Below are 25745 nucleotides of genomic sequence, written 5' to 3'. Positions count from 1 at the left end.
CTATGTCGGTGATTTCGCGGAGAGTATGTATAAAAAATACAATTGTACTGTCTATGTTTTTGAGCCAAGCAAGGATTTTTACGAGATTTGTATCAACCGTTTTGCGGGTAATCCGAAGGTAAAATGCTTTAATTTTGGTTTGTCAGATGTAAATGGCAATTTCTCTCTTTCTGAACGGGCGGACGGCTCATCCATGAAGTCCGAGCGTCACTCAGAAAATGCAAACATTGTGGAAGTTCGGCGTTTTTTCGAAGTTTTTCATGAGTTAGGTATTGTTCATGTTGACCTCCTCAAAATCAACATTGAAGGCGGAGAGTATGACCTACTTCCGCACATATTGAACGAGGGTTTGATTAACAATATAGAAAATGTACAAGTACAATTTCACAATTTTATCACAAATGCCAAGCCTATGAGGCAATCTATAATTGACCGCCTTAAGTGCACGCATCAGTGCGACTGGTCTTATGTTTTTGTGTGGGAAAATTGGAGCCGCCTCAAAGTGAGTGCTCCGAATTAATATGGGAGGATGCGGCGAATATTACGCTTCGCCGCGCGCACTATAGGGTTGTATTTCCGATAGAAGCGCTCCGACTCGAGAATGCGCGAAGATCGTCGTTTTGCAACTTCGATTTTTGCTATGTCGGACAAGACTGCAAACAAATTAAACTTAGACAAGATCGACTTTCGAGCCTGTTCAAGGTGAGGAATTGCCTTGTCATAAATATCTGAATTTATGATGCTTTCAATCGTACGAATACTATTTTCATAATCATTTATATCTATCCTAGTAAGAGACTGCTCGCTGAAGTATTCCGCTATGTTAGGGCAGCCATGATAGATCGGGTAAGTAAGAGCCAGCAGAGGGTCGGATAGCTTCTCTGTCCAATAATGCTTCGTAGAACAATTTTCGATTGCGATATGATACTTATAGTCACACAAAACATTAGTTTTATCAGGGAAATTATTAATATTTCTCCCGAAGAAATCCATCTCATTTCCAAAGTAAGATTTTAACCTCTTGAAAAAATCCAGTCGTAGACGATGCTCTTCAGTAAAAGCCTTGTCTGAAGAGACGATTGAGACGAGCTTGGTTTTTATGGGATAAAAATCTCTGAAATCATTGAACGATAGTGGTTTTTCGCGAAAATCCCCACCATTGTCCCATACCCCTACATGCCAAGGAAGCCCAACTTGGCAGAGTAATTTATTCGGATGCTTTGTTATAGCGTCAGTAGTAAGAATTTGATCGAATTGGGAGAGGAAATCAGGTCTATAAACTTTAACATTTGGCGGTTCGGAACAAATAAATACTGCTCGTTTGGCTTTAATCCGTCCACAAAGCTCTTTTGGTATTGCGTCAAACACGAAAACAATATCGCAAGCACTAAAGTCACTATCAAACTGAAAAGAGACACCATCCCAAGTCGGCTCGGCGTTTGGAAATTGTCTGGACCATGGCCAGTTTGGCGCAGAAGAAATGAAACCAGCAGTTATCAAGTCCGATACCTCACTTTTTTCGATTGGCAGACCTCAAAAGTCACGACCCGCAGGCAGTGCGAATTTTTTCCTGCAAAAGTGTCAGCTCGGTGCTCAACGGATAATGATGATTACCAACGAAGAAGCCTACTTTATCTACGAGTTCCGCATTGGTGAGTTCGCCTGATATGGAATAATCAAACCACTTCAGTACTTCATTCTTTGCAAAATTGCCTGCAACAATTGGCCGCGTATCTACTTTCGCGGCGGTAAGTGCGATTATCATTTCTTCACGGCTAACCGGTGAGTCAGGCTCGACCATTATGCTGAAGCCGAACCAGCTGCTGTTACCGATCTCCTTCTGTGTTCTCAGATAGGGGAACTGCTGCATGATTTCGAGAAAACGCTCTGCGTTTTTGCGTCGTTCGCTGACGATCACTGGCAACTTGCGAAGTTGCGCGAGCCCAAGCGCCCCACTCATTTCCAACGGGCGTAGATTGTATCCCGGCAAGACGAAGCGGAAGGCTTCCGTAAAAGGATCATCGCTCTTGTCAGAAGTGATGTGGTTCTTTTTTGGAAGATTACGGGTCCAGCCATGCGCCCTGAGAGCGAGAAGGATGTGGTAAATTTCTTCATCATCCGTGACGACCATGCCGCCTTCCATGGTCGAGATGTGGTGACTGAAGAAGGAACTGAAAGTCCCCATGAGGCCGAAGGTTCCTGTCTGCCGTCCTTCAAAAGTTGCGCCCATCGACTCGCAGTTATCTTCCAAAAGCAAGATATCCCGCTCACCAATAATCTCATTGATTTTGTTAAAATCGTTTGGATTACCAAGGAGATTAACGACCATGATGGCTTTGGTTTCGGGCGTTATCGCTTCGCGCAGCTTTTCCAGATCATAGTTCAAAGTGTCCCCGTCGATATCAACGAAGCGGAGCTTCAGCCCATACTGATAGAGGGGGTAATAGGTTGTGCTCCACGAAACAGCAGGGACTATGACTTCTGCACCCGGCAGCAGCGGAGATTGCGATTTGTAACGCAGCGCGGCAACCATGATAAGATTGGCTGATGAGCCGGAGTTGACCATGACGCAGTATTTGCTGCCAAGATATTCTGCGAATGCTTTTTCGAATTCGGCAACTTTCTGCCCCATCGTAAACATTCCAGACTGAATAACAGACTGAATAGCCTCATATTCCTCGTGGTCCCAAGCAGAATTGGCGAGAGGATAGGACATGTCATGCTTCCTTCGAGAGATAATATTCATAGGTGGCGCGAATGCCGTCTTTAAGGCTGGTCTTGGCATGCCAGCCAAATGCGGTCTGTCTCGTGACATCCAGAAGCTTTCGCTTCATACCAACCGGCTTGGAAAGATCGTGCTTAAACTGACCAGCATAGCCAATGACCTCTGCCGCCGCTTCGTAATATTCGTTGATGCTATAATCATATCCAAGACCCATATTGATGAGTGATGGCATAGCCTCAAAACGGTCGATTGCGAAGAAAATAGCCTCTGCCAAATCTTCTGCGAACATGAACTCGCGACGTGCAGTGCCGTCGCCCCAGATGTCGACAAAAGGTGCGTTATCCGCACGCGCGACATGAAGTTTTTGGATAACGGCAGGGATCATATGAGAAACTGCAGGGTCGAATTTGTCATAGCGACCGTATAAATTACAGGGGATGATGGTTTTATATTGATATGCAGCATCTTCGCGGGACACGTACTCACACAGGCGTGCGATTGCACATTTCGCGATCGCGTATCCCTCATTCGTAGGCTCGAGCATGCCGCCTAAAACCTGCTCTTCGCGGAGCGGTTCTTCCTGATCGCGTGGATACATGCAGGAACTACCCAGATTCATGAGCCGTTTCACGCCCGCTGATCTAGCGGCAGACACAATATTTTGACCCATCGTCCAGTTTTCAGAAAGAAATTTAACCGGTTCCCTTATGTTCGCCTGTATTCCGCCGACGCGACCCGCCGCGTGAATGATGAGGTCCGGCTTAGTTTCGTTAACGAAGGCTTCTGTTTGCCGTGAATCAAGCAGATTAACGTCGCGGCTAGCGGGCGCAATGATCTCAAGCTGTAACTTCTCTGCATGGGACATTATATTACGTCCCACCATTCCACGTCCGCCGGTCAGCAGAATCTTCATCGGATTACCTTCACCAGTAATATCACGAATTGAGACGGCATCATTCTTCAGCCATGACGGTGAGATCACTTTCTACCATTTCGCGTACAAGTTCCCGCACGCTTGTCTCGTGCTTCCAGCCGAGCTTCTGGTGCGCTTTTGAGGGGTCGCCGATGAGGAGGTCAACTTCGGTTGGGCGGAAATAGCGGGGGTCGACTTCGACCAGAACTTTGCCGGTGGCGGTATCGATGCCTTTTTCGTCCACGCCCTGGCCTTCCCATTTCAGGGTGAAGCCCGCATCCGCAAACGCCCATTCCACGAAGGTGCGCACTGGCGTTGTTTCGCCTGTTGCCAGCACGTAGTCTTCCGCCTCATCCTGCTGCAACATCAGCCACATGCCGCGTACATATTCCTTGGCGTGGCCCCAGTCGCGTTTTGCGTCCAGATTTCCGAGGTACAGCTTGTCCTGCCGCCCGAGTTTGATGGCTGCTGCGGCACGGGTGATCTTGCGGGTAACGAAGGTTTCGCCGCGCAGCGGGCTTTCGTGGTTGAAGAGAATACCGTTCGAGGCGTGCAGACCGTAAGCTTCCCGATAGTTTACGACGATCCAGTAAGCATAGAGCTTAGCCGCCGCATAGGGGCTGCGCGGGTAGAAAGGTGTCGTTTCGCGCTGCGGGACTTCCTGCACCAATCCATAAAGCTCCGATGTCGAGGCTTGATAGAAGCGGGTTTTCTTCTCGAGGCCAAGGATGCGGATGGCTTCCAGTAGGCGCAGCGTGCCGATGCCGTCTGCATTTGCCGTATATTCCGGCGTTTCGAACGAAACCTGCACATGGCTCTGTGCCGCGAGGTTATAAATCTCATCAGGCTGGGTTTCCTGAACGATGCGGATGAGATTGGTGGCATCCGTCATATCACCATAGTGCAGGAAAAACCGCGCATTTTCCTCATGCGGATCCTGATAGATGTTTTCGATACGACCAGTATTGAAAGACGAGGAGCGGCGTTTGATACCGTGGACGATGTAGCCCTTATCAAGCAGCAATTGGGCCAAATAGGCTCCATCCTGACCGGTTACGCCGGTAATGAGGGCCACTTTTGCTTTGTCTGCCATTTTGATCCGCTTTCATCTTGCTCTCGCGCCTGAGAACTCTGCACTGGCTTCGAACAGATTATCGAAGATGAATGCGGTAACTGTCAGGATGCGTTGGTTCATTGTGCGATATCTCAACTGCGATTCAAAATAAACCTCCGATTTGCGTGGCTCACGGCCTATCACGCGTCCATTCACTGTAAAGCCATCTCAAATGCTTGCATTTGCGTGCCGCGCAACCCTATAGACTGATGGCTGCAACGGCGGACACGATTTTGGTGTCGGGCTTATTTGTGTAAGAGAACGAATGACGAAACTTGGCGTCTCCGCATTCATCATCTGCCTCAATGAAGAGGCCTATCTTGGCAACTGCATTGAAAGCCTCGAAGGTTTTGCCGAGATCGTGATTGTCGATTCCGGCTCTGTGGATGGAACGCCTGCTCTGGTGCAATCCTACATCGACAAAGGCTGGCCGATCCGCTTCATGCATGAGCCTTGGCGAGGGTACGCTGGGCAGAAGCAGTTTGCACTGGAGCAGTGCAGCCAGCCTTGGTGCCTGAATATCGATGCCGATGAGCGGCTGGATGCGGCTTTACGTGCGGCTTTGCCTGAGTTGCTTTCTGAGCCGGAGAGTGTTGTCGGCTGGAAAGTGGCACGCAGGCCTTATCTTATTGGCTACGGCTACACCCCGGAAAACGTGCGCGAGCGGAAGAACCTCCGACTCATCCGGAGCGGCAAGGGCGGCTATGATCTTGCGCAGAAGGTGCATGAGGGCATCGTCCCGACTGGTGAGGTCAGGTCATCTGAAAAGGGGAGCCTGTTGCACTATCGGCCGCTCATTGTCGATGAGCAAATTCTGAAAGAAAACAAGTACTCAACTCTGAAGGCTGATCAGCAATTCGGAGAAGGCCGCGACGCGAAGCTTTCGAAACTTCTGTTTTCGCCTTGGCTCTATTTTCTGCGGCTATATTTCAAAAACGGACTTTGGCGCTGCGGTGTGCCCGGCTTTATCGAAGCGGCAACAGGCGGCATTTACGCATTTCTCACCCAAGCGAAAATCCATCAGCGTCACGCGTTGAAACGTCGGCCTAATGTCGATGACATGGAACGCGGAAGGACAAAGACATGAAGGTTCTGCATATTCATTTTGGAAAAGACGGCGGTGCGGAGCGCTTTTTTGTAAACCTCGTCGATGCTCTGGGCGAGCGGGGAGTTGAGCAAAGAGTCTTAATTCGTCCTGACCGCAGTTGGAAGGCGGCAATCGAGCGACGCGCTACCGTCTATGAGGGCGTGTTTCGTCGTATTTCCCTGTCGCGCTTCGTGCTGGTTTGGCGGATGCGGCGGATACTCAAGGAATTCAAACCCGATGTGATCATGACGTGGCAATTGCGCGCAAGCCGCTTCATGCCGAACGTAAAGACGGCGCTTCGGATTTCCCGACTGGGAGATTATCCGGAGCATCTCGGTTACTATCGGAATTCAGAAGTTCTCGTCTGCATCACGCCTGACATGGCGGATAGTGTGAAGCGATTGGGTTGGACGCGACGCATTGAAGTGATACCGAATTTCAGCAATGCGACACCGATTCCTCCGATCTCTCGCAGCGCTCTCGATACCCCGGAAAAGGCCTTCGTCGTCGTTGCCATGGGCCGGTTTGTAAAGCGCAAGGGGTTCGCACATCTCATCCGGTCCGTCAAAAATATAGAGGGCGCATATCTCTGGCTTTTGGGCGATGGGCCAGAGCGGGAAGAGTTGGTCAAGCTGGTCGAAGAGCTTGGCCTGCAGGAGCGAGTGAAGCTTCCGGGATGGAAGACGGATGCCTATGCCTATCTGGCAGCTGCGGATGTTTTTGCCATCACGTCTCTGCATGAGCCACTTGGAAATGTTTGTTTTGAAGGTTGGGGTGCCGGAAAGCCGACCGTCGCTTTTCGAGCTGAAGGGCCCTCGTTCGTGATGACAAACGAGGTTGATGCCTTGATGGTCGATTGCGCAGATGAGGTTGGCTTGACGAATGCCGTTACCCGTCTGCGGGACGATCCGGAACTTCGTGAAAAACTGGTGGAAGGCGGGCACACAACGACACGCGCCCGTTTTTCCAAAGAAGCAATCACAGCCTCTTACATGAAGCTGTTTGAAGAGGCAGCAAACAAGTGAAAGTCTGCCATTTTCATTTCGGCAAAGACGGCGGCGCAGAACGCTTTTTCGTTCATCTCGTCAACGCGTTTGCAAAACGGGGGCTTGAGCAGAGCTGCGTCATCCGTAAAAATCGTGTGTGGCGGAAGGACATCGAGGCCGTTGCAAATATTACGGAGAGTAATTTCCGTAATCTTTCATTGGACAGAATCCTACTTCCCATCAAAGTTCGTTCCATGGCTCAATCTCTCAAGCCTGATGCGATCATGTCATGGGCGCCGCGTGCCAGCGAGTTGATGCCGAATTACAAAGGCTGCATCAAGCTCTCGCGCCTTGGAGATTACCCCACGAAGCTGGATTATTTCAAGAATACCGACATTCTGGTTTGCAATACGCCTGGTATTGCCGAGCATGTCAAAGCCATTGGATGGACGCGCGGTGTGGAGGTCATTTCCAACTTCACCAGCACGCGGGCGATTGCGCCGATAGCGAGGGCTGAGCTGGATACGCCGCAAGATGCGCCCGTGGTCATGTCCATGGGGCGTTTTGTGAAGCGGAAGGGGTTTCACACCCTGATCGATGCCGTCGCTGGCTTGCCGGGTGTTTATCTTTGGCTGGCGGGGGATGGGGAAGAGCGGGAAAGTTTGGAAGCGCAGGTGGATGCGCGCGGCATGCGAGACCGTGTTCGCTTCATCGGCTGGAAAGATGAAACGCGACCCTATGTCTCCGCTGCCGACATCTTCGTTATGCCATCCAGCCACGAGCCGCTGGGCAACGTCATCCTCGAAGCCTGGGCCCAAAAAAAGCCTGTGGTGTCTTCGAAGTCCGAGGGGCCGATGTGGTTTATGCGGGATGGAGAAAATGGCCTGCTGGCAGAGATCGGCGAAGCGGAGAGTTTTGCCGCTGCCATCGGCAAACTCCTGAGTGATCAGTCGCTATCGCAGCGTGTGGCAGCAGGCGGTCATGAAACGCTGATGAGCCAGTTCTCTGAAGAGGCCGTCGCCTCTGCCTATATCGACCTTTTCAAGCGGAAGCCTTGACCGCGTCATAAACCCTGCCGAGATTTTCCGCTTCACCTGCAATGGTGAAGTTCTTGGCCACGTGTTGGCGAGCGGCTATTGCCGCTTCCAAACGCTTCCCATCGTTTTTCAGCCATTTCAAGGCCGAATCGCTCATGGCTTGCAGCTCACCTCGAGCAATAACCTCGCCAGTCTCCCCCTCAACCAATTCCGGAAACGCCCCTACATCCGTCGCAATCACTGGCACACCCGTTGCCATTGCCTCCAGCGGGGTGAGCCCAAAACCTTCCCAACGCTGTGGGGCGATGAAGAGGTCGAGGGTGCGGTACCATTCGTTGATGTTGGTGTGTTCGCCGACGAAAAGGATGCGGTCTGCGAGACCGGCGGCGCGGACCTTTTCTTTCAGGCCGTTTTCGAATTCCACATGCGGCCCGGTGGCGCGCCCGGCGATGATGGCTGACCAGTCGGGATTTTGAGGGAGCACGGCGATCATGGCATCGACGAAGAGGTCCGTGCCTTTCTGGTGGCGCACTCTGCCGAAGCAGCCGGCGTATTTCTGGTTCGGGTCGAGGCCAAGCGCGCGTTTTGCCTCAGCCTTGTCAGTGGGCGGGGAGAAGCGCTCGGTATCGATGCCGTGCATGATGACGGTGCTTGGCACATCCATATAGGAAGCCGTCTTTGCGCTGGTCGCGATGATCGCATCCATGCGGGAAATCAGGAATTTCGTCCAGCCGCTGTGTTTGCGCTGCGAGGCGGAGGTGAAGACGATCTTCAGCTTCATGCGCAGTATATCGCGCATGATGATGGCGGGCAACATTTCAATATTGCGGCGCGCGTGCCAGACGCGCGGCTTCTTATCCGGACCCAATTGCCATAGCCGCCACAGGTCTCGAAAGCGGACATGTGGCAGGCTTTGCGGCAAACCCGGCCCTATAACGGCAACCTTTTGCCCAAGCCGATTTTGCACCGGCACGAGCTGGATGATGGTGGATGTCACGCCGGAGAGCCTGCGCTTGAAATTCGGCGCAAGCACCCGGACATCAGCCAAGTCGATATAGGGCAAAATCGGGATCTCGTGAGAGAGGCGCTGGCAATCAGCCCCAGTTGATGGAGAGGATTTCGTAGCCGCGCGAACCGCCGGGGGCATTCACTTCAATGCTGTCACCAACTTCCTTGCCGATCAGCGCGCGCGCGATGGGCGAGGAGATGGAAATGCGGCCCTGCTTGACGTCGGCTTCCTGGTCGCCAACGATCTGGTAGGTCTTCTGTTCGTTGGAATCTTCGTCCACAAGCTTGATGGTGGCACCGAACTTGATGGTCGTGCCGGACATTTTCGACAGGTCGATGACTTCCGCACGTGCGGTCAGGTCTTCCAGCTCGGCAACGCGGCCTTCATTGTGACTCTGCGCTTCCTTGGCGGCATGGTACTCGGCATTTTCAGACAGGTCGCCATGGGCGCGCGCTTCTGCAATAGCCTCGATGATGCGTGGGCGCTCTTCCTGCTGGCGCCAGCGAAGTTCTTCCTGCAGCTTGACGAATCCGCCCTGAGTCATCGGTACTTTTTCTACCATTTTTTCTTCCTTCGCATTCTAACCGCGGTACCCGCAGACACAAAAAGAAACAGGTTCCGGAGCAAAACTACGGAACCAGTCAAAATCACAATTCGGCAGACTATATCAGAAGACCGCCGCCAATTGCCAGCAAATTTGAGACTGCCCATTTTCAGGAGACTGGAACTTGATCTTAGCCAAGGATTGACAGTTTACGCAAGAACATATAGTGAACGTACCTATGAAAAAGTCAATAAAAGAGCGGTTGGCGGTCCTTTCCGATGCGGCGAAGTATGATGCGTCCTGCGCCTCCAGTGGCACGACGAAGCGTAACTCGTCCGCATCGGGAGGGCTGGGGTCGACGGAAGGTTCGGGCATTTGCCACGCCTATGCGCCGGATGGCCGGTGTATTTCGCTTTTGAAGATTTTGCTCACCAACTTCTGCATTTATGACTGTGCCTACTGCATCAACCGTTCCTCCAGCAATGTGGAGCGGGCGCGCTTTACGGTGGAAGAGGTGGTTTGGCTGACGCTGGAATTTTACCGGCGCAATTATATCGAGGGTCTGTTTCTGTCGTCCGGTATCATTCGCTCGTCGGATCATACGATGGAAGAACTGGTTCGGGTGGCGAGGGAGTTGCGCGTCACCCACGGCTTCCGGGGCTATATCCACCTCAAATCCATTCCCGAAGCTTCGGCGCGGCTGGTGGAAGAGGCGGGGCTTTATGCGGACCGCCTGTCGATTAACATCGAGTTGCCGACGGATAGCGGCATCGGCCAGTTTGCGCCGGAAAAGCAGCCGGGAAACATTCGCAAGTCCATGGCTGATATTCGTCTGAAGATCGAGGAGGCGGGTGAGCCGACGGTTCAGACGAAGCGGGTCAGAAAGTTTGCGCCTGCCGGCCAAAGCACGCAGATGATCGTGGGTGCGGATGGCGCCAATGACAGCACCATACTCAACACCAGCGCGCGCCTTTATGGCAGCTATGGTCTGCGGCGCGTCTATTATTCCGCTTTCAGCCCTATTCCTGATTCGTCCAAAAACCTGCCGCTGATCAAGCCGCCTTTGATGCGGGAGCATCGGCTCTATCAGGCCGATTGGCTCTACCGGTTTTATGGCTTCGATATTTCCGAAATTGCCTCCACCCAGAAAGATGGCATGCTGGATCTGGATATCGATCCGAAGCTGGCTTGGGCGCTGGCAAATCGGCAGAGCTTTCCTGTCGATGTGAACAAGGCGGAGCGTGAGACGTTGCTGCGGGTTCCGGGGTTCGGCACGAAAACGGTCAATTCCATCCTGTCATCGCGCCGGTTCAGGCAGTTGCGGCTAGAAGATTTGGCTCGCTTCGGCGTCTCGCTTAAAAAGGTGAAGGCCTTCGTCGTGGCGGGCGGGTGGTCACCGGGCAAGCTGACGGAGCGACCCGACTTGCGCGCCATGTTTGCGCCGCAGCCTGAACAACTATCGTTGCTGTGATGTACAGGGTGTCGCTGGAGGGAAGGGGCGATTTCACCGAGTGGCGGGAGGCCGCCCGCACATTTCTCTCCGCCAATGTCTCGCCGCACGAAATCGAGTGGCGGTGCCGCGGCGAAGAGACCGGTTTACTGGGTTTCGAGGAGGAGAACCTGCCCGCTGCCGTAGACAATGCCTCCGGTGTCTATGTGCCTTCAGCCTTCATGCCGCTGGCGCAGACCATTATTTGCCATAGCGATCCGAAGCGATTTTCGTTGCTCTATCGGCTTTTGTGGCGTCTGGGGCAGGACAGGGCGTTGCTGCAATTCAAGTCTGATCCTGATGTGGCGGAAGCGCGTAAATTGGAGAAATCCGTTCGTCGCGATAGTCACAAGATGACGGCTTTCGTGCGTTTCAAGGAAGTGGCGCTGGCCACGGGTGAGGCGGGTCGGCGGCGGTTTATTGCTTGGTTCGAGCCAGATCATTTCATCGTGGAGCGAAAGGCTGCGTTTTTCCAGCGGCGTTTTACCGATATGGACTGGCTGATTCTGACGCCGAAAGGCTCGGCTCGCTGGGATGGTGAGGCGCTCGAAACATCGCGGCTGGCAGCTGAGCAGCCGGATTTGTCGGATGAGACGGATGAGCTTTGGCGCACCTATTATGCCAATATTTTCAATCCGGCTCGCTTGAAGATCAAGGCGATGACGGCGGAAATGCCGAAGAAATACTGGAAGAACCTGCCCGAGGCCGATCTTATTCCAGACCTCATTCTCAACGCTGAGCGACGGGTGCTGGAGATGGGCGCCAAGGCGGCGACCGAGCCGCAGCTCTTCCATCACCGTATCCAGGCTGCGGCAGAAAACAAAGCCGCGCCTGCACTACCCGATGCCGATACGTTGGAAGGGTTGAGGCATGAGGCGAAAGACTGCACGCTCTGTCCTCTCCATTGCAAGGCCACGCAAACGGTGTTCGGTGAGGGGCCAGCCAATGCCGATGTGATGATTGTCGGCGAGCAGCCGGGCGACTTCGAAGACTTGGCAGGGCGTCCCTTTGTCGGCCCGGCGGGCAAGGTGTTCGATCAGGTCTTGGGTGAAACCGGCATGGAGCGGCAGAAACTCTATGTCACCAATGCCGTCAAACATTTCAAATATGAGACGCGCGGCAAGAGGCGCATCCACCAGCGGCCGGATGCGGGCGAGGTGCAGCGCTGCCGCTGGTGGCTGACGCGGGAGATCGATCTGGTCCAGCCCAAGCTCATCGTTGCGATGGGGGCGACGGCAATGTTTGCTTTGACGGGTTTAAAGGAAAAGCTATCGGACCTGCGCGGCAGGCCCATGCCCATGGATGGCGGCAGGATGCTCTTCGTCACGGTGCATCCTTCCTACCTGCTTCGCATACCGGATGAGCAAAGGAAGGCGGAGGAGTTTCAGCGGTTTCGCGAGGATATGCAGGCGGTTCGCAGGCTTATGGAAGCACGCCAAGAGAGCGAAGCACTTGTATCAGCCGTTGGATAAAGCGGGGTGATGTGGTTTCATATTGGTTTGCTCATTGGCAGCTTTGACGAAATCGATGAAAGCTCGAAGCGGGGCGGGGACCAGCCGTCTGCCGGGGTAGTAGAGGAACGGGCCGGAAAAGCTCTGCCACCATGGTTCAAGCACTGGCTCCAGCGCACCGCTGTCGAAATAGGGCTGCAACCAGTCTTCGAAGAGCATGGTGATGCCCGTGCCTGCAATGGCGGCATCGACGGCGAGATCCGTTGCGCCACCGATCCTCACGATCAATGGCCCACCTGCATCGATGAGGATCACTTCGCCATCGCGTTCGAATTCCCATGGAGGGATGGTGCCGCTGGCAAATCGGCCCCTGATGCAGGCATGACTGAGCAGATCGCGGGGGTGCTGTGGTCTGCCAAAACGGTCGAGATAGACGGGTGAGGCGGCAGTCGCAAGACGCTGGCTGCGTGGGCCGATGGGAACGGCGATCATGTCCTGCTGCAGGCGCTCATCATAGCGGATGCCTGCATCGCAGCCTGCGGCCAAGATATCCACGAAGTTTTCATCGGTGATGACCTCCAGCTGAATATCGGGATAGGCAGCCAGAAACTGCGGCACAAGCGCAGGCAAAACAAGACGGGCTGCGCTGACCGGTACATTCAGCCGCAGTGTGCCCGCAGGCTTGTCGCGGAAGCCGTTGACGACATCGAGTGCGGCCTCAACCTCGGTTAATGCGGGCGAGAGGCGGGCCAGCAAGCCTTGCCCGGCTTCCGTGGGTGAGACACTGCGGGTGGTGCGATTGAGAAGGCGAACGCCCAGTTCCGTCTCCAGCCTGCGAACAGCTTCACTAAGGCCGGACGCACTACTGCTTCTGATCCTCGCCGCCTCACGAAAGCCGCCAGCGCGCACCACTGCAACAAAGATATTGAGATCATCCAGATTGATTTTCATTGTTCATATTCCCGCACAGTCCGTGCTGATCGTACCCCATTATCATACGCGCTGACAGCGTCTATCTTTCCTCCAGATCATCAGGAGAACGATCATGTCCAACATCGACAAGGCCGGAACATTTAAACTTGGAAGCCGCAGCGTAAACCGCCTTGGTTACGGCGCCATGCAGTTGGCAGGCCCGGGCGTGTTTGGCCCACCGAAGGATCGTGACGGCGCGCTTGCCGTGCTGCGCGCTGCCGTGGAGGCCGGGGTCAACCACATCGATACCAGCGATTTCTATGGGCCGCATGTCACCAACCAGCTGATCCGCGAGGCGCTGCACCCTTACACGGACGATCTCGTCATCGTCCCCAAAATCGGTGCGAAGCGTGGCGAGGATAAATCCTGGAACCTTGCATCCTCGCCGGAAGAACTGACCAGTGCGGTACATGACAATTTGCGCAATCTCGGGCTCGACGTCATGGATGTGGTTAATCTGCGTGTCATGTTCGATGTGCACGGACCGGCAGAAGGCTCCATCGAACCTTTGCTGACGCCGCTTGCCGAGTTGCAGCGGCAGGGTCTGGTTCGCCACATCGGGCTGAGCAATGTCACGGCCAATCAGGTTACTGAGGGTCGCAAGATAGCCGAGATCGTCTGCGTTCAGAACATGTATAATCTGGCGCATCGGCAAGATGACGCCCTGATCGACAGCTTGGCGAATGATGGCATTGCCTATGTGCCGTTCTTCCCGCTGGGTGGTTTCAGCCCGCTCCAGTCTTCGGCTTTGTCGGATGTTGCGGCGCGTCTGGAGGCTACACCCATGCAGGTTGCCCTTGCATGGCTTTTGCGCCGGGCGCCCAACATCCTGCTGATCCCCGGCACATCCTCCGTTGCGCATCTGCATGAAAATCTGGGTGCTGCCGATCTCGTTCTGTCGGATGAGATCATCACGGAACTCGACGGCGTGGCTGCCGCAAGCGCAGCGCATTAATTTCCGCACGCCGAAAAGCAAAGGGCGCGTCACCGACGCGCCCTTTCTGTATTCAGGAGATGCTGTCGCTTATGCGAAGTAGCTCTGCAGCGGCTTCACATCCAGGCTGCCAGCCTTCAGCGCCTTGATGGCGAGTGCTGCGGACTCTGCACCGGACATGGTGGTGTAGTAGGGCACCTTCTGCATCAGCGTTGCGCGGCGCAGCGATTTCGAGTCCGAGATCGCCTTGTTGCTGTCGGTGGTGTTGATGACCAACTGGACCTGACGGTTGCGGATGGCGTCTTCGATATGTGGACGTCCTTCCTGCACCTTGTTGATCTTTTCGGCATCGATGCCCTGTTCAGCGAGGAAACGCTGGGTTCCGCCGGTTGCCAGAACCTTGAAGCCGATTTCGACCAGATGGCGGATGGCGGGCAGAACGCGTTCCTTGTCTTCATCGCGCACGGAAACGAACACCGCGCCGGAACGGGGCAGATCGACACCGGCACCCAGCTGCGACTTGGCGAAGGCCAGAGCGAAATCGCTGTCGAGGCCGATGACTTCGCCGGTGGAGCGCATTTCTGGTCCGAGCAGAATGTCGACGCCGGGGAAGCGGGCAAACGGGAACACGGCTTCCTTGACGGCGATGTGCTTGAGATTGCGCGGATCGGGCTTTTCGCCATAGGCCGCAATCGCCGCATCCAGCTTTTCGCCGGTCATGATACGGGCTGCGATCTTGGCAATCGGCGCGCCAATGGTCTTGGCGACGAACGGCACGGTACGTGATGCACGCGGATTGACTTCCAGAACGTAGATCGTGCCGTCCTTGATGGCATATTGCACGTTCATCAAACCGCCAACGTTGAGCGCCTTGGCCATGGCTGTCGTCTGGCGTTCCAACTCGTCCAGCGTTTCCTTGGAAAGCGAACGGGATGGCAGCGAGCAGGCGCTGTCGCCGGAGTGAATACCGGCTTCTTCGATATGCTCCATGATGCCGGAGACGAAGACGTTTTCGCCATCGCACAGCGCATCCACGTCCACTTCGACGGCGTTGGTCAGGTAGCTATCGAACAGCAGCGGGTTCTTGCCCAGCAGCGTGTTGATCTGGCCGGTCTTGTCGTTGGGGTAACGCTGCTTGATATCTTCGGGCACGAGGCCCGGAACGGTGTCCAGCAGGTAGGTCTGAAGCTGTCCTTCCGAATGGATGATCTGCATGGCGCGGCCACCCAGAACGTAGGACGGGCGCACGACCAGCGGGAAGCCGATTTCGGACGCGACCAAGCGGGCCTGCTCGACGGAATAGGCGATGCCGTTGTTCGGCTGGTTGAGGTCGAGCCTCATCAAAAGCTTCAGGAAGCGGTCACGATCTTCCGCAAGGTCGATCATGTCGGGTGCTGTGCCGAGGATCGGAATACCGTTCTTTTCCAAGGCTTCGGCGAGCTTGAGCGGTGTCTGGCCGCCGAACTGCACGATAACGCCGACCAGCTCACCCTTTTCCTGCTCCGCACGCATGATTTCGATCACGTCTTCAGCCGTCAGCGGCTCGAAATAGAGGCGGTCGGACGTGTCGTAGTCGGTGGAGACGGTCTCCGGGTTGCAATTGATCATGATGGCTTCAAAGCCTGCATCTTTCAACGCGAAGGCGGCGTGGCAGCAGCAATAGTCGAACTCGATGCCCTGGCCGATACGGTTCGGGCCACCGCCCAGAATGACGACCTTCTTGCGGTCGGAAACCTGCGCTTCCGAGCGCAACTGGCCGACGAATGGCGTCTCGTAGGTGGAGTACATGTAAGCGGTTGGCGAAGCGAATTCGGCAGCGCAGGTATCGATGCGCTTGAAGACCGGGCGCACGTTGAGGCTGTTGCGAAGCTCTGCCACTTCCTTGGGGCGCTTCTTGGTGAGGCTCGCAAGGCGGGCGTCGGAGAAGCCCATGGCTTTCAGCGAACGCAGGTTTTCAGCGTCCTGAGGCAGGCCGTGTTCGCGAACGCGGGCTTCCATGTCCACTATAGCCTTGAACTGGGCGATGAACCATGGGTCGATCTTGCTGTTTTCATGCACTTCGGCTTCGGACATGCCCATGCGAAGGGCTTGTGCGACCATGCGCAGACGATCCGGCGTTGGTGTGCCGATGGCAGCGCGGATGGCGTTCTTGGAGCCTTCGCCTTCTTCGTAACCGGGGATTTCGATCTCATCGAGACCGGTGAGGCCGGTTTCCAGACCACGCAGTGCCTTCTGCAGGGATTCAGCGAAGGTACGGCCAATCGCCATGACTTCACCGACCGACTTCATGGCCGTGGTCAGGATGGGCGATGCGCCGGGGAATTTCTCGAAAGCGAAACGCGGGATCTTCGTAACGACATAGTCGATGGATGGTTCGAAGGACGCAGGCGTCGCACCGCCAGTGATGTCGTTGTCCAGTTCGTCCAGCGTATAGCCGACAGCGAGCTTGGCCGCGACCTTGGCAATCGGGAAGCCGGTGGCCTTGGAGGCGAGCGCCGACGAGCGCGAAACGCGCGGGTTCATTTCGATGACGACCAGACGGCCATCCTTCGGGTTTACTGCGAACTGTACGTTCGAGCCGCCGGTCTCGACGCCGATTTCGCGCAGAACCGCAATCGATGCATTACGCATCATCTGGTATTCTTTGTCCGTCAGCGTCAGCGCAGGGGCAACGGTGATCGAGTCGCCGGTGTGGACGCCCATCGGGTCGATGTTTTCGATGGAGCAGATGATGATGCAGTTGTCCGCCTTGTCGCGGACCACTTCCATTTCATACTCTTTCCAGCCGAGAACCGATTCTTCGATCAGCACTTCGGTGGTGGGCGATGCATCCAGACCGCCGCCGATGATTTCGAAGAATTCGGAGCGGTTGTAAGCAATGCCGCCGCCGGTGCCGCCCATGGTGAAGGACGGGCGGATGATGGCGGGCAGGCCGACAACATCGATGGCCTGCGCGGCCACGGCCAGAGCGTGGCTGATGTAGCGCTGCTTGCGGTCCGTCTCACCAAGGTTCCACTGGTTTTCAAGGTTGTCGAGCGCCTTGTCCAGTTCCGCACCGGAAAGCTTTGCCTTGAGATCGGCGCGCGCGGCTTCGTGCGTCTTGCGGTCCGCATCCTTGATGTCGGTGGCGTTGGCCAGCATCGACTTCGGTGTTTCCAGGTTGATCCGCTTCATGGCTTCGCGGAACAAAGCGCGGTCTTCGGCCATGTCGATGGCTTCAGGTTTCGCGCCGATCATCTCGACATTGTAGCGGTCCAGCACGCCCATGCGCTTAAGGGAAAGTGCGGTGTTCAGCGCCGTCTGGCCACCCATGGTCGGCAGAAGCGCGTCCGGGCGTTCTTTGGCGATGATCTTGGCAACCACTTCCGGGGTGATCGGCTCGACGTAAGTTGCGTCGGCCAGACCGGGGTCGGTCATGATGGTGGCAGGATTGGAGTTGACGAGGATGACGCGGTAGCCTTCCTCTTTCAGCGCTTTACAGGCCTGTGTACCGGAATAATCGAATTCGCATGCCTGACCGATGACAATCGGACCAGCGCCGATGATAAGGATGGATTTGATATCTTGGCGCTTCGGCATGGCTCTCGTTCCGCTTTTCGTGTTGCGCAAAAAACCGGCCAAGGTGATGGATCACCGGTCGGGGGCGCGCAATTCAAATCTTTTCAGGCTAGAAGCGGCTTATAGGCAAATGTTTTGTTGAACGGAACCCCGAATCTTCGCTTTCTGACAGGAAAGTTGGCTCCATATATAACTGTGTTGCCAGCTGATCCTTTCGGGTCTTAAAAACGTATAGATATTTGAATGCATTAAGTTTGTTTCCACAAGGAAGAGCAGGCCCTTATGATTATTGTCCATTATCTCGAAAATTCCCGCGCGCACCGCATTCTTTGGCTGCTCGAAGAACTGGGCCTTGATTATGAGGTGAAGACATACAAACGCGGGCCGGACATGCGGGCGCCGAAAGAGCTGAAGGCAGTGCATCCGCTGGGCAAGTCTCCGGTCATCGAAGATGGCGGCAAGATTTACGCCGAAAGCGGCGCGATCATCGAATATCTGCTCGATACATATGGCAAGGGAGCCTTCAGGCCGGAGCAGGGGACGGACGCCTATCGACGTTATGTCTATTGGCTGCATTATGCGGAAGGCTCCGCCATGCCGCTGCTGTTGCTGAAGCTGTTGTTTTCGCGCATTCCCGGTCAGGTTCCGTTCTTCCTGCGGCCTGTGGCAAGCATGATTTCGCAGGGCGTAGCCAGCAAGCTGGTCGATCCGCAGCTGGCCGACCACACCGCCTATTGGGAAAGCGAGCTTGCAAAGGACGGCCTGTTCGCGGGCAGCGAACTGACGGGTGCAGATATCGCCATGAGCTTTCCGGTAGAAGCGGCGATGAGCCGCGTGGACGGTGCAAAAGCACATCCTGCCATCCGCCGCTTTCTTGAGACCATCCGGGCGCGGCCAGCTTACCAGCGCGCGCTTCAAAAGGGCGGAGCTTATATCTACTCCAACAGCTAACCCGGAAATGCTCTAGCCGGAACGCTTTCGAGACTATAGCGTTTAGCAAGGCACTGAAGGGGAGACTGAATATGCAGTGGAGAGGGCGACGCCAATCCGACAATATTGAAGACAGACGCGGCATGTCATCTGGTGGCATGGGCGGCGGTGGTTTTCGTCTGCCCACCGGCGGTGGGCGTGGCGGCGGCATAGGTATCGGCGGACTTGTCGTGATCCTGCTGATCAGCTGGGCGCTGGGCATCAATCCGCTAACGCTGCTATCCGGCGGCGATGTCTCGATGGATGGCGGCAGCAGCAACCAGCAGACGACGGGCACACGTCCGCAGGGCCAGTCTAGCGACGAGACGACCGCTTTCGTACGCACTGTGCTGGCGGAAACCGAGGACACCTGGGGCAAGATATTCAGCTCCGCCGGTGAGACCTATGAAAAGCCGACACTTGTGCTGTTTGCCGGTCAAGTCCGCTCGGCCTGTGGCAATGCCTCTTCCGCCAGCGGCCCGTTCTATTGCCCGGTTGACCGCAAGGTCTATCTGGACACGGACTTCTTCCGCGAGCTGGACCGGCGTTTCGGCGCATCGGGCGATTTCGCACAGGCCTATGTGATTGCCCATGAAGTCGGCCATCACGTCCAGAACCTGACCGGTGTTCTGCCGGAGTTCAACCGCCAGCGCCAATCCATGGGCGAGACGGAAGCCAACAAGATGTCGGTTCGCGTGGAATTGCAGGCAGATTGCTATGCCGGCATCTGGGGCAAGTCCACCCAGCAGAAGGGCATTCTGGAAACCGGCGATCTGGAAGAAGCATTGAATGCCGCGCACCAGATTGGGGACGATACGTTGCAGAAGAAATCGCAGGGCTATGTCGTACCTGATAGTTTCAACCACGGCACATCTGCCCAGCGTGCGGAATGGTTCAAGCGGGGTTTCGACAGCGGACGGCTTGAGGATTGCGATACGTTTTCGGCTGATATCTGAGGCTTAGGTTTAAAAAATCAAAGCGCTGTGCGGCGAAAACCGCCCAGCGCTTTTCTGTCATTTATACATGCCTTCACGCAGGTTGATGCGGTGCTCCAGATAAGCTTTCAGAGAACAGAGCATTTGTGTCCAGCCGTGACAATTGCCATAGGAAGCATTCAGGCCCTTCGGCGTTTCCTTCCAGCCTTCCTCGGCAATGCTGACCAGTGTTCTGTTGCCGTCAATGCTTTCAAACGTCATCGTCACGATTGTCTTGTAGCTGGTGCTCGTATGGTCTTTGTCTTCATTGGCATCCCATTGCAGAACAATTTCCTTGTCCTTCTCAACCTTGACGACCTCCACGGGGCATTCGCCGGGAAAATCGTGGAAGTTCCACATTACGGTTGAGCCGGTTTCCAGTCTGCCTTTCGCGCCGCCCGTGGTGAAATATCTGGACAATTGCTGCGGGTTGACGATGGCCTCAAAGACCTCATCGACCGGCTTTGATATTCTGCCTGCCACTTTGAATTTTAATTCCATTTTCTCCTCCTCTTGTTCTAGGCGCAATTATGTTATAAAAATATAACATGTCAAGAGATGCAGAAAACGACAGAATTTTCAAAGCGCTGGCGGCTCCGATTCGCAGGGAGATGCTGGATGTGTTGAAAGACGACCCTAAAACCACCGGCGTACTCTGTACGCATTTCCCCCAATTGGACCGTTGCACGGTCATGCAGCACTTGAAAGTGCTGGAGGCGGCGGATCTGGTGATTGCAAAACGGGAGGGGAGGGAGCGGTGGAATTATCTCAATCCGCTGCCGATCAAAGCCATTCATGATCGCTGGATCGGGGCTTATGCGGCGCACGCCGTTGGCATGCTGGAGACGTTGAAAAAGGATTTGGAAGGATAAATGGCGTGGCCCTTGCAGGCCACGCCATTTTTTTATCAGGCCGCGCGGCTGTAACGCTGCGCCTGCTCATTGGCCAGCTGGAACTGGGCCAGTAGGGCATTGAGCGCTGCCGCTTCCGAAGCGAGGCCGTGGCTTGCGGCAGTCTGTTCCTCGACCATGGCGGCATTCTGCTGCGTGCCCTGATCGATGGTGTTGATCGCCGTGTTGATCTCCTGCAATCCGGTGGACTGTTCGCGAGAGGCCAGAACGATGGCGTTGATGTGCTTGTTGATTTCCTGCACTTCCGCCACGATGGTTTCCAGCGCCTTGCCAGCATTGCCAACCAGCGAAACGCCTGCTTCGACCTGCGTGGTGGAGGCGCTGATGAGGGTCTTGATTTCCTTGGCGGCGTTGGCAGAGCGTTGTGCCAGTTCACGCACTTCCTGCGCCACAACGGCAAAGCCCTTGCCTGCTTCGCCCGCACGGGCAGCTTCCACACCGGCATTCAGAGCGAGAAGATTGGTCTGGAAAGCAATTTCATCGATAACGCCGATGATCTTGGAAATGCCGGAGGAGGACTGCTCGATGCCTTCCATGGCCTTCACCGCATCGCCAACGACCACGCCGGATTGTTCGGCATTGCTGCGGGCGCGCTCCACCAGACGGCCGACCTCTTCGGCACGCTTTGCCGAATCCTTGACTGTGGTGGTAATTTCTTCCAGCGCTGCTGCGGTTTCTTCCACCGATGCCGCCTGCTGTTCCGTGCGTTTGGCAAGATCGTCGGCGGAGTGGCGAATTTCGCTCGCACCGGCATCGATGGCACGCGCATTCTGGCCGACATTGACGAGGGCGCCATTGAGCTTGCTGATGGAAGCGTTGAAGTCTTCGCGTAGACGGTCGATGTGTGCCACGAAGGGCGTGTTGATGCGGTAGTTCAGATTGCCGTCCGAGAGATGGGCAAGGCCTTGCGCCAGCGAATCGACGGCGAACTGAATGTCGGCGGCATCCTTTGCCGACAGCTGCTCGCGCTCGCTGCGTTCTTGTTCGGAAAGGGTGCGGGTCTGTGCTGCATCGCCTTCCAGACGAAGCCGCTCCAGCGCATTGCTGCGAAATACGGCGACGGCTGCGGCCATCGATCCGATCTGGTCGTTGCGCTCCTGTCCGGGAATGGCGACATCCAGATTGCCTGCGGCCAGCTGGTCCATGGCAGACGTCATCTGCGTGACTGGCTTGGCAATCAGGCTGTTTACGAGGAAAGCGAGGAAGGCGATCATACCGGCAACGGCCAGAATGGTGGCGACGACGGCGGCAATACGGAATTGCGAAATGGAGGCAAAGGCCGTGTTGCTGTCGATGACGAGGCCGACCGACCATTGTACAGAGGGCAGACCAGGGACGGGAATGAAGCTGGTGATCTTGTCCGCGCCGTTGATCTGGGTCTGCGAGACAGTCTGGGAAATCGTCGGCGTCGCGACCGGGAAGAGGTCGGTCAGCGTCTTGTTGATCATCGCTTCATCGGGGTGGATGAGGATTTTGCCATCCTTGTTGACCAGAAACGCATAACCTTCATTGCCAGCATCGACGGAACCGATCATGGAGACCAGCGTCGTCAACATGAAGTCGCTGGCGGCAACACCGACCAGCTTGCCATCGCGCTTGACGGGCAGGGCGGCGCTGACAACCAGCTTGCCGGTGGTGGCATCGGCATAGGGTTCCGTCAGCACGGTGGAGTCTGCTTTGACGGCAGCCTGATACCATGGACGCTGGCGCGGATCGTAGCCGTCGCGCATCTTTGTCGATGGGAAGTTGTTGAACACACCGGCTTCATCGCCAAAATAGGTAGACTTGAATTCGCGCGCCAGAACATCATTGTGCAGGGCAAGTTCCAGCCGCTCCTGATCGGTCGCCTTGACCATGGAGGCGCCGACCATTTCGGTCATCATGATACGGCCGTTCAGCCAGTTGGCGATGCTCTGCGCCGACTGTTTGCCAGCGGCATTGATCTTGTCTTCAACGAAATGGTTGGCCGCGTCGCGCTGCAAGCCATCAATATAAATGGAAAAGCCCGCGAAGGCCGCGACAACGACACAGGACGCCGCGACGACGATCCGCGTCATCAAATTGGATTTCTTGGACAATTTCTGGACCTCGAGAAGAGACCGGTAATACCGGATTTTGATAGAAACATGCCATTGGCGCGTGTGGCGTGCTTCATGCACCCAGAAATCTCATAGCTTTTGCCAGTCACCCCTATCAGCCTCGCGTGAATAAAGATTAATGCTCTCACCAGCTGCCTGCAGTTTTTGACATAAGCCATTGTTTAATTTTATAAATATTTTTGCATGACGAGATTTTGCGCGTTTGCCGCATTCTTGCGCATTTCTTTTAAATATCCTATTCAGGTGCCGCGCCGCTTTCCTCATTCGCAGGGAAGCGGCTTTTGCTTTTTTGAGGTGATGTCATGTCTTCGTCGGTTGCGGTTGAAAACGCTCATGTGGGTGCCAACTCGTGGGGCGCGCATTTGCTCGCGACGCTAGCTTTGGGAATTCCGCTGATCGGCGCGCAGCTGGCGCAGCTTGGCATTCACACCACGGATATGGTCATTGTCGGCCAGCTGGGCGCAGAAAAGCTGGCCGCCATGGTGCTGGCTGGACAGTTCTATTTCGTCGTGTTCATTTTCGGCTCGGGCTTTTCCGTCGCCGTCGTTCCCATGGTCGCCAATGCCTATGGGCAGGGCGATGCGACATCTGCTCGCCGAGCCCTGCGCATGGGCATGTGGGTGGCCACCGTTTACTGGCTGCTGACGGTGCCGTTGTTCCTCAGCGCCGAGAAAATCCTTCTCTCGCTGGGGCAAAATCCGGCGGTGTCCGCGCAAACCGGCCAATATCTTGCTGTCGCACAATTCGGCCTGCTGCCAGCGCTTCTGTTTTACGTCATGCGCGGCCTCGTCAGCGCCATCGGGCGGGCGGGCATCATTCTTTATGCCACCATTTCGATGCTGCTGCTCAATGGCTTTCTGGCCTATGCGCTGGTTCTCGGCCATTTCGGCTTTCCCGCTTTCGGCATGATCGGCGCTGCCTATGCGGCTGTTATCGTCAATACCTTCAGTCTGGCGTTCATCGTCATCTATATTCAGACGCGGGATGAGACGCGGCGCTATGAACTCTTCGTGCGTTTTTGGCGGCCGGATTTTCATGCGCTGTGGGAGGTCATCCGCCTTGGCCTACCGATCAGCGTCACTATTCTGGCCGAAGTGACCCTGTTTTCGGCGGCCTCCATTCTTATGGGGCAGATCGGAACGCTTGAGCTGGCGGCACACGGCATTGCGCTGCAATTGGCCTCGATTGCCTTTATGATCCCGCTTGGGCTGGCGCAGGCCGCAACCGTGCGGATCGGCGTGGCGCATGGGCAGAAGGATTACCCCAATCTCGTGCGTGCAGCAGTCACGGTGTACGGCGTTGCCTGTGCTATCGCGGCCTGCGGGGGTCTGCTGTTTGCTCTTGCGCCTGAATATCTCGCAAGCTGGTTCCTCGACCCCACGCTTCCGGGTGCGACGGAAGTTCTGGCCTATGCCGGAACGCTGGTCATCATCGCCGGTGTGTTTCAGCTGGTGGACGGCATGCAGGCGGTGGCCGCCGGTCTTCTGCGTGGTCTCAAGGACGCGCGTGTGCCGATGATCCTTGCGCTGATTTCCTACTGGCCCATCGGTCTGGCGCTTGCCTGGGTCGCAGCTTTTCCGCTCGGCTTTGGGGGACCCGGTGTCTGGTTCGGCTTCGTGGTCGGTCTGTCGACCGCTGCCATTCTGCTGACCACACGCTTCTATCTGATGGTAAAACGTGAAATGAAAACGGCCCGCTGAGAGCGGGCCGCCATATCGTTATTCGCAACTTCAAGAGTCTTATCAGCGCTCTGCGAGAGCCGGTTCGCCCTTCTTCTCACGCAGCAGGTTGACGAAGCGGCGGAAGAGATAGTGGCTGTCCTGCGGACCGGGGGATGCTTCCGGGTGGTGCTGGACCGAGAAGACCGGCTTGCCGGTGATGCGCAGGCCGCAATTGGTGCCATCGAACAGGGAAATATGAGTCTCTTCAACGCCTTCTGGCAGAGACTTCGTATCCACCGCAAAGCCGTGGTTCATAGAGACGATTTCCACCTTGCCGGTGGTGAAGTCCTTGACCGGGTGGTTGGCGCCATGGTGGCCCTGATGCATCTTTTCGGTCTTGGCGCCGACGGCGAGACCCAGCATCTGGTGGCCAAGGCAGATACCGAAGACCGGCAGGTCCGTCTTGATCAGGTCCTGAATGACCGGCACGGCATACTTGCCGGTTGCCGCCGGGTCTCCCGGGCCGTTGGAGAGAAACACGCCATCGGGCTTCAGTGCCATGATGTCTTCGGCAGATGTCTGTGCGGGCACGACGGTGACCTTGCAATCCAGACCGGCAAAGAGGCGCAGAATGTTGCGCTTCACGCCGAAATCGACGCAGACAACGTGGTACTTGGCATCTGCTTCACCCAGCGTGCCGTAACCCTTGTTCCATTCCCAAGGCGTTTCGGCCCAGACCGATGACTGGCCGGATGTCGCTTCGATGGCGAGATCGAGACCTTCGAGACCGCTCCAGGCCTTGGCTTCGGCTTTCAGCGCTTCGATATCGAAAACGCCGTTGGGGTCGTGGGCGATGACCGCGTTTGGTGCGCCGTTCTCACGGATCCAGGCCGTCAGAGCACGCGTATCGACGCCGCAAAGGCCGATGATGCCGCGGGCTTTCAGCCACGCATCGAGATGCTTGACCGCGCGGAAGTTGGATGGCTCGGTGATGTCGGCCTTGAAGATCACGCCAACCGCGCCGCGCCGTGCAGCGGGCGTCAGGTCTTCGATGTCTTCGTCATTGGTGCCGATGTTGCCGATATGCGGGAAGGTGAAGGTAACGATCTGGCCGAGATAGGACGGGTCGGTCAGGATTTCTTCGTAACCGGTCAATGCGGTGTTGAAGCAGACTTCCGCCTGAACCTTGCCGGTTGCGCCGATGCCGGTTCCCTCGATCACGGTGCCATCTGCCAGAACGAGCATGGCGGTGGGTTTGCGGGTGGTCCAGGGTGCTGTCTCGGTCATCTCGTTTCCGTTTCTGCCACTTGGG

Annotated in this window: 22 protein-coding genes; 11 read left to right on the top strand and 11 right to left on the bottom strand. The window is 55.8% G+C overall.

Going from position 1 to position 25745, the window contains the following annotated elements; all coding sequences use genetic code 11:
• Window positions 1–520: FkbM family methyltransferase (locus AC27VJ_RS12685; protein WP_488684321.1), on the top strand; the 520-nt coding region annotated here is incomplete at its 5' end.
• Here the strand turns inward: AC27VJ_RS12685 and AC27VJ_RS12680 are convergent.
• The 4 genes from AC27VJ_RS12680 to gmd are packed head-to-tail and all read right to left on the bottom strand — an operon-like array spanning window position 517 to window position 4731.
• Window positions 517–1500 carry a glycosyltransferase family 10 domain-containing protein gene (locus AC27VJ_RS12680; RefSeq protein ID WP_488684319.1) on the bottom strand — a complete coding sequence of 328 codons (984 nt, stop codon included), beginning with the start codon at window positions 1498–1500 and terminating at the stop codon, window positions 517–519. The two genes, AC27VJ_RS12685 and AC27VJ_RS12680, sit on opposite strands and share 4 nt — an antisense overlap.
• Before the next feature lie 40 nt (window positions 1501–1540).
• Window positions 1541–2716 carry a DegT/DnrJ/EryC1/StrS family aminotransferase gene (locus AC27VJ_RS12675; protein WP_488684318.1) on the bottom strand — a complete coding sequence of 392 codons (1176 nt, stop codon included), beginning with the start codon at window positions 2714–2716 and terminating at the stop codon, window positions 1541–1543.
• A gap of 1 nt (window position 2717) precedes the next feature.
• Window positions 2718–3638, bottom strand: a complete 921-nt coding sequence (locus AC27VJ_RS12670; protein ID WP_488684317.1) for a GDP-L-fucose synthase family protein — start codon at window positions 3636–3638, stop codon at window positions 2718–2720.
• A gap of 40 nt (window positions 3639–3678) precedes the next feature.
• Window positions 3679–4731, bottom strand: a complete 1053-nt coding sequence (gene gmd, locus AC27VJ_RS12665) for a GDP-mannose 4,6-dehydratase (RefSeq protein WP_488684316.1) — start codon at window positions 4729–4731, stop codon at window positions 3679–3681.
• A 286-nt stretch (window positions 4732–5017) separates the two neighbouring features.
• Between gmd and AC27VJ_RS12660 the strand changes: the two genes are divergently transcribed.
• Genes AC27VJ_RS12660 through AC27VJ_RS12650 form a run of 3 tightly spaced genes read left to right on the top strand, consistent with a single transcriptional unit; the run spans window position 5018 to window position 7883 of the window.
• Entirely contained in the window at window positions 5018–5839 is an 822-nt protein-coding gene (locus AC27VJ_RS12660) for a glycosyltransferase family 2 protein (RefSeq protein ID WP_488684315.1), read from the top strand.
• On the top strand, window positions 5836–6864 hold the full coding sequence (locus AC27VJ_RS12655; protein WP_488684314.1) for a glycosyltransferase: 1029 nt from the start codon (window positions 5836–5838) through the stop codon (window positions 6862–6864). Before AC27VJ_RS12660 ends, AC27VJ_RS12655 begins: the two co-directional genes overlap by 4 nt.
• Window positions 6861–7883: a glycosyltransferase gene (locus AC27VJ_RS12650; protein WP_488684313.1), complete on the top strand. Its 1023-nt coding sequence runs from the start codon at window positions 6861–6863 to the stop codon at window positions 7881–7883. Before AC27VJ_RS12655 ends, AC27VJ_RS12650 begins: the two co-directional genes overlap by 4 nt.
• On the opposite strand, the gene AC27VJ_RS12645 is transcribed toward AC27VJ_RS12650, so the two are convergent.
• Together AC27VJ_RS12645 and greA are read right to left on the bottom strand one after the other, a co-directional pair.
• Complete coding sequence (locus tag AC27VJ_RS12645) at window positions 7867–8925, bottom strand: glycosyltransferase family 4 protein (RefSeq protein ID WP_488684312.1); 1059 nt, start codon at window positions 8923–8925, stop codon at window positions 7867–7869. The two genes, AC27VJ_RS12650 and AC27VJ_RS12645, sit on opposite strands and share 17 nt — an antisense overlap.
• 31 nt (window positions 8926–8956) lie before the next feature.
• Window positions 8957–9433 (bottom strand): transcription elongation factor GreA, encoded by a 477-nt coding sequence (gene greA, locus AC27VJ_RS12640; RefSeq protein ID WP_113088573.1) that lies wholly within the window; start codon window positions 9431–9433, stop codon window positions 8957–8959.
• A 220-nt stretch (window positions 9434–9653) separates the two neighbouring features.
• Here greA and AC27VJ_RS12635 point away from each other — a divergent pair, with 220 nt between their 5' ends.
• Window positions 9654–10886, top strand: coding sequence for a putative DNA modification/repair radical SAM protein (locus tag AC27VJ_RS12635; RefSeq protein ID WP_488684311.1), 1233 nt, complete (start codon window positions 9654–9656; stop codon window positions 10884–10886).
• A complete protein-coding gene (locus tag AC27VJ_RS12630; protein WP_488684310.1) occupies window positions 10886–12376 on the top strand; it encodes a UdgX family uracil-DNA binding protein in 1491 nt (496 codons plus the stop codon). Before AC27VJ_RS12635 ends, AC27VJ_RS12630 begins: the two co-directional genes overlap by 1 nt.
• Here AC27VJ_RS12630 and AC27VJ_RS12625 read toward each other — a convergent pair.
• Window positions 12362–13306, bottom strand: a complete 945-nt coding sequence (locus tag AC27VJ_RS12625) for a LysR family transcriptional regulator (protein ID WP_488684309.1) — start codon at window positions 13304–13306, stop codon at window positions 12362–12364. The two genes, AC27VJ_RS12630 and AC27VJ_RS12625, sit on opposite strands and share 15 nt — an antisense overlap.
• A gap of 94 nt (window positions 13307–13400) precedes the next feature.
• Here AC27VJ_RS12625 and AC27VJ_RS12620 point away from each other — a divergent pair, with 94 nt between their 5' ends.
• A complete protein-coding gene (locus AC27VJ_RS12620; RefSeq protein WP_488684308.1) occupies window positions 13401–14282 on the top strand; it encodes an aldo/keto reductase family oxidoreductase in 882 nt (293 codons plus the stop codon).
• A 69-nt stretch (window positions 14283–14351) separates the two neighbouring features.
• Here the strand turns inward: AC27VJ_RS12620 and carB are convergent, their stop codons facing one another.
• Window positions 14352–17840, bottom strand: a complete 3489-nt coding sequence (gene carB / locus AC27VJ_RS12615; RefSeq protein WP_488684307.1) for a carbamoyl-phosphate synthase large subunit — start codon at window positions 17838–17840, stop codon at window positions 14352–14354.
• Window positions 17841–18101: 261 nt separating this feature from the next.
• Here carB and AC27VJ_RS12610 point away from each other — a divergent pair, with 261 nt between their 5' ends.
• Complete coding sequence (locus tag AC27VJ_RS12610) at window positions 18102–18770, top strand: glutathione S-transferase family protein (protein ID WP_488684306.1); 669 nt, start codon at window positions 18102–18104, stop codon at window positions 18768–18770.
• A gap of 71 nt (window positions 18771–18841) precedes the next feature.
• Window positions 18842–19744 (top strand): KPN_02809 family neutral zinc metallopeptidase, encoded by a 903-nt coding sequence (gene ypfJ, locus AC27VJ_RS12605; protein WP_113088580.1) that lies wholly within the window; start codon window positions 18842–18844, stop codon window positions 19742–19744.
• 57 nt (window positions 19745–19801) lie between these two features.
• Here ypfJ and AC27VJ_RS12600 read toward each other — a convergent pair whose 3' ends face one another.
• Complete coding sequence (locus AC27VJ_RS12600; RefSeq protein ID WP_488684305.1) at window positions 19802–20263, bottom strand: SRPBCC family protein; 462 nt, start codon at window positions 20261–20263, stop codon at window positions 19802–19804.
• 47 nt (window positions 20264–20310) lie between these two features.
• Between AC27VJ_RS12600 and AC27VJ_RS12595 the strand changes: the two genes are divergently transcribed.
• On the top strand, window positions 20311–20634 hold the full coding sequence (locus AC27VJ_RS12595) for an ArsR/SmtB family transcription factor (RefSeq protein ID WP_488684304.1): 324 nt from the start codon (window positions 20311–20313) through the stop codon (window positions 20632–20634).
• A gap of 35 nt (window positions 20635–20669) precedes the next feature.
• Here AC27VJ_RS12595 and mcpU read toward each other — a convergent pair whose 3' ends face one another.
• A complete protein-coding gene (gene mcpU / locus AC27VJ_RS12590; protein WP_488684303.1) occupies window positions 20670–22751 on the bottom strand; it encodes a methyl-accepting chemotaxis protein McpU in 2082 nt (693 codons plus the stop codon).
• A 323-nt stretch (window positions 22752–23074) separates the two neighbouring features.
• Between mcpU and AC27VJ_RS12585 the strand changes: the two genes are divergently transcribed.
• Entirely contained in the window at window positions 23075–24472 is a 1398-nt protein-coding gene (locus AC27VJ_RS12585) for an MATE family efflux transporter (RefSeq protein ID WP_488684302.1), read from the top strand.
• Window positions 24473–24514: 42 nt separating this feature from the next.
• On the opposite strand, the gene carA is transcribed toward AC27VJ_RS12585, so the two are convergent.
• Window positions 24515–25720: a glutamine-hydrolyzing carbamoyl-phosphate synthase small subunit gene (carA, locus tag AC27VJ_RS12580; RefSeq protein ID WP_488684300.1), complete on the bottom strand. Its 1206-nt coding sequence runs from the start codon at window positions 25718–25720 to the stop codon at window positions 24515–24517.
• Window positions 25721–25745 lie beyond the last annotated feature (25 nt).

Source organism: Agrobacterium sp. 20P9.1.2, from assembly GCF_057799395.1.
The sequence above is the reverse complement of the archived record's forward strand: the minus strand, read 5'-3'. Positions and strand labels throughout refer to the sequence as shown.

Excerpts from the sequence above, each read along its gene's own strand:
- AC27VJ_RS12660 (WP_488684315.1), top strand. The coding sequence starts at position 5,018 with ATGACGAAACTTGGCGTCTCCGCATTCATCATCTGCCTCAATGAAGAG.
- AC27VJ_RS12670 (WP_488684317.1), bottom strand. The coding sequence starts at position 3,638 with ATGAAGATTCTGCTGACCGGCGGACGTGGAATGGTGGGACGTAATATA.
- gmd (WP_488684316.1), bottom strand. The coding sequence starts at position 4,731 with ATGGCAGACAAAGCAAAAGTGGCCCTCATTACCGGCGTAACCGGTCAG.
- AC27VJ_RS12595 (WP_488684304.1), top strand. The coding sequence starts at position 20,311 with ATGTCAAGAGATGCAGAAAACGACAGAATTTTCAAAGCGCTGGCGGCT.
- AC27VJ_RS12625 (WP_488684309.1), bottom strand. The coding sequence starts at position 13,306 with ATGAAAATCAATCTGGATGATCTCAATATCTTTGTTGCAGTGGTGCGC.
- AC27VJ_RS12585 (WP_488684302.1), top strand. The coding sequence starts at position 23,075 with ATGTCTTCGTCGGTTGCGGTTGAAAACGCTCATGTGGGTGCCAACTCG.
- AC27VJ_RS12635 (WP_488684311.1), top strand. The coding sequence starts at position 9,654 with ATGAAAAAGTCAATAAAAGAGCGGTTGGCGGTCCTTTCCGATGCGGCG.
- carA (WP_488684300.1), bottom strand. The coding sequence starts at position 25,720 with ATGACCGAGACAGCACCCTGGACCACCCGCAAACCCACCGCCATGCTC.
- carB (WP_488684307.1), bottom strand. The coding sequence starts at position 17,840 with ATGCCGAAGCGCCAAGATATCAAATCCATCCTTATCATCGGCGCTGGT.
- greA (WP_113088573.1), bottom strand. The coding sequence starts at position 9,433 with ATGGTAGAAAAAGTACCGATGACTCAGGGCGGATTCGTCAAGCTGCAG.
- AC27VJ_RS12620 (WP_488684308.1), top strand. The coding sequence starts at position 13,401 with ATGTCCAACATCGACAAGGCCGGAACATTTAAACTTGGAAGCCGCAGC.
- AC27VJ_RS12675 (WP_488684318.1), bottom strand. The coding sequence starts at position 2,716 with ATGTCCTATCCTCTCGCCAATTCTGCTTGGGACCACGAGGAATATGAG.
- AC27VJ_RS12630 (WP_488684310.1), top strand. The coding sequence starts at position 10,886 with ATGTACAGGGTGTCGCTGGAGGGAAGGGGCGATTTCACCGAGTGGCGG.
- AC27VJ_RS12600 (WP_488684305.1), bottom strand. The coding sequence starts at position 20,263 with ATGGAATTAAAATTCAAAGTGGCAGGCAGAATATCAAAGCCGGTCGAT.
- AC27VJ_RS12610 (WP_488684306.1), top strand. The coding sequence starts at position 18,102 with ATGATTATTGTCCATTATCTCGAAAATTCCCGCGCGCACCGCATTCTT.
- AC27VJ_RS12655 (WP_488684314.1), top strand. The coding sequence starts at position 5,836 with ATGAAGGTTCTGCATATTCATTTTGGAAAAGACGGCGGTGCGGAGCGC.
- ypfJ (WP_113088580.1), top strand. The coding sequence starts at position 18,842 with ATGCAGTGGAGAGGGCGACGCCAATCCGACAATATTGAAGACAGACGC.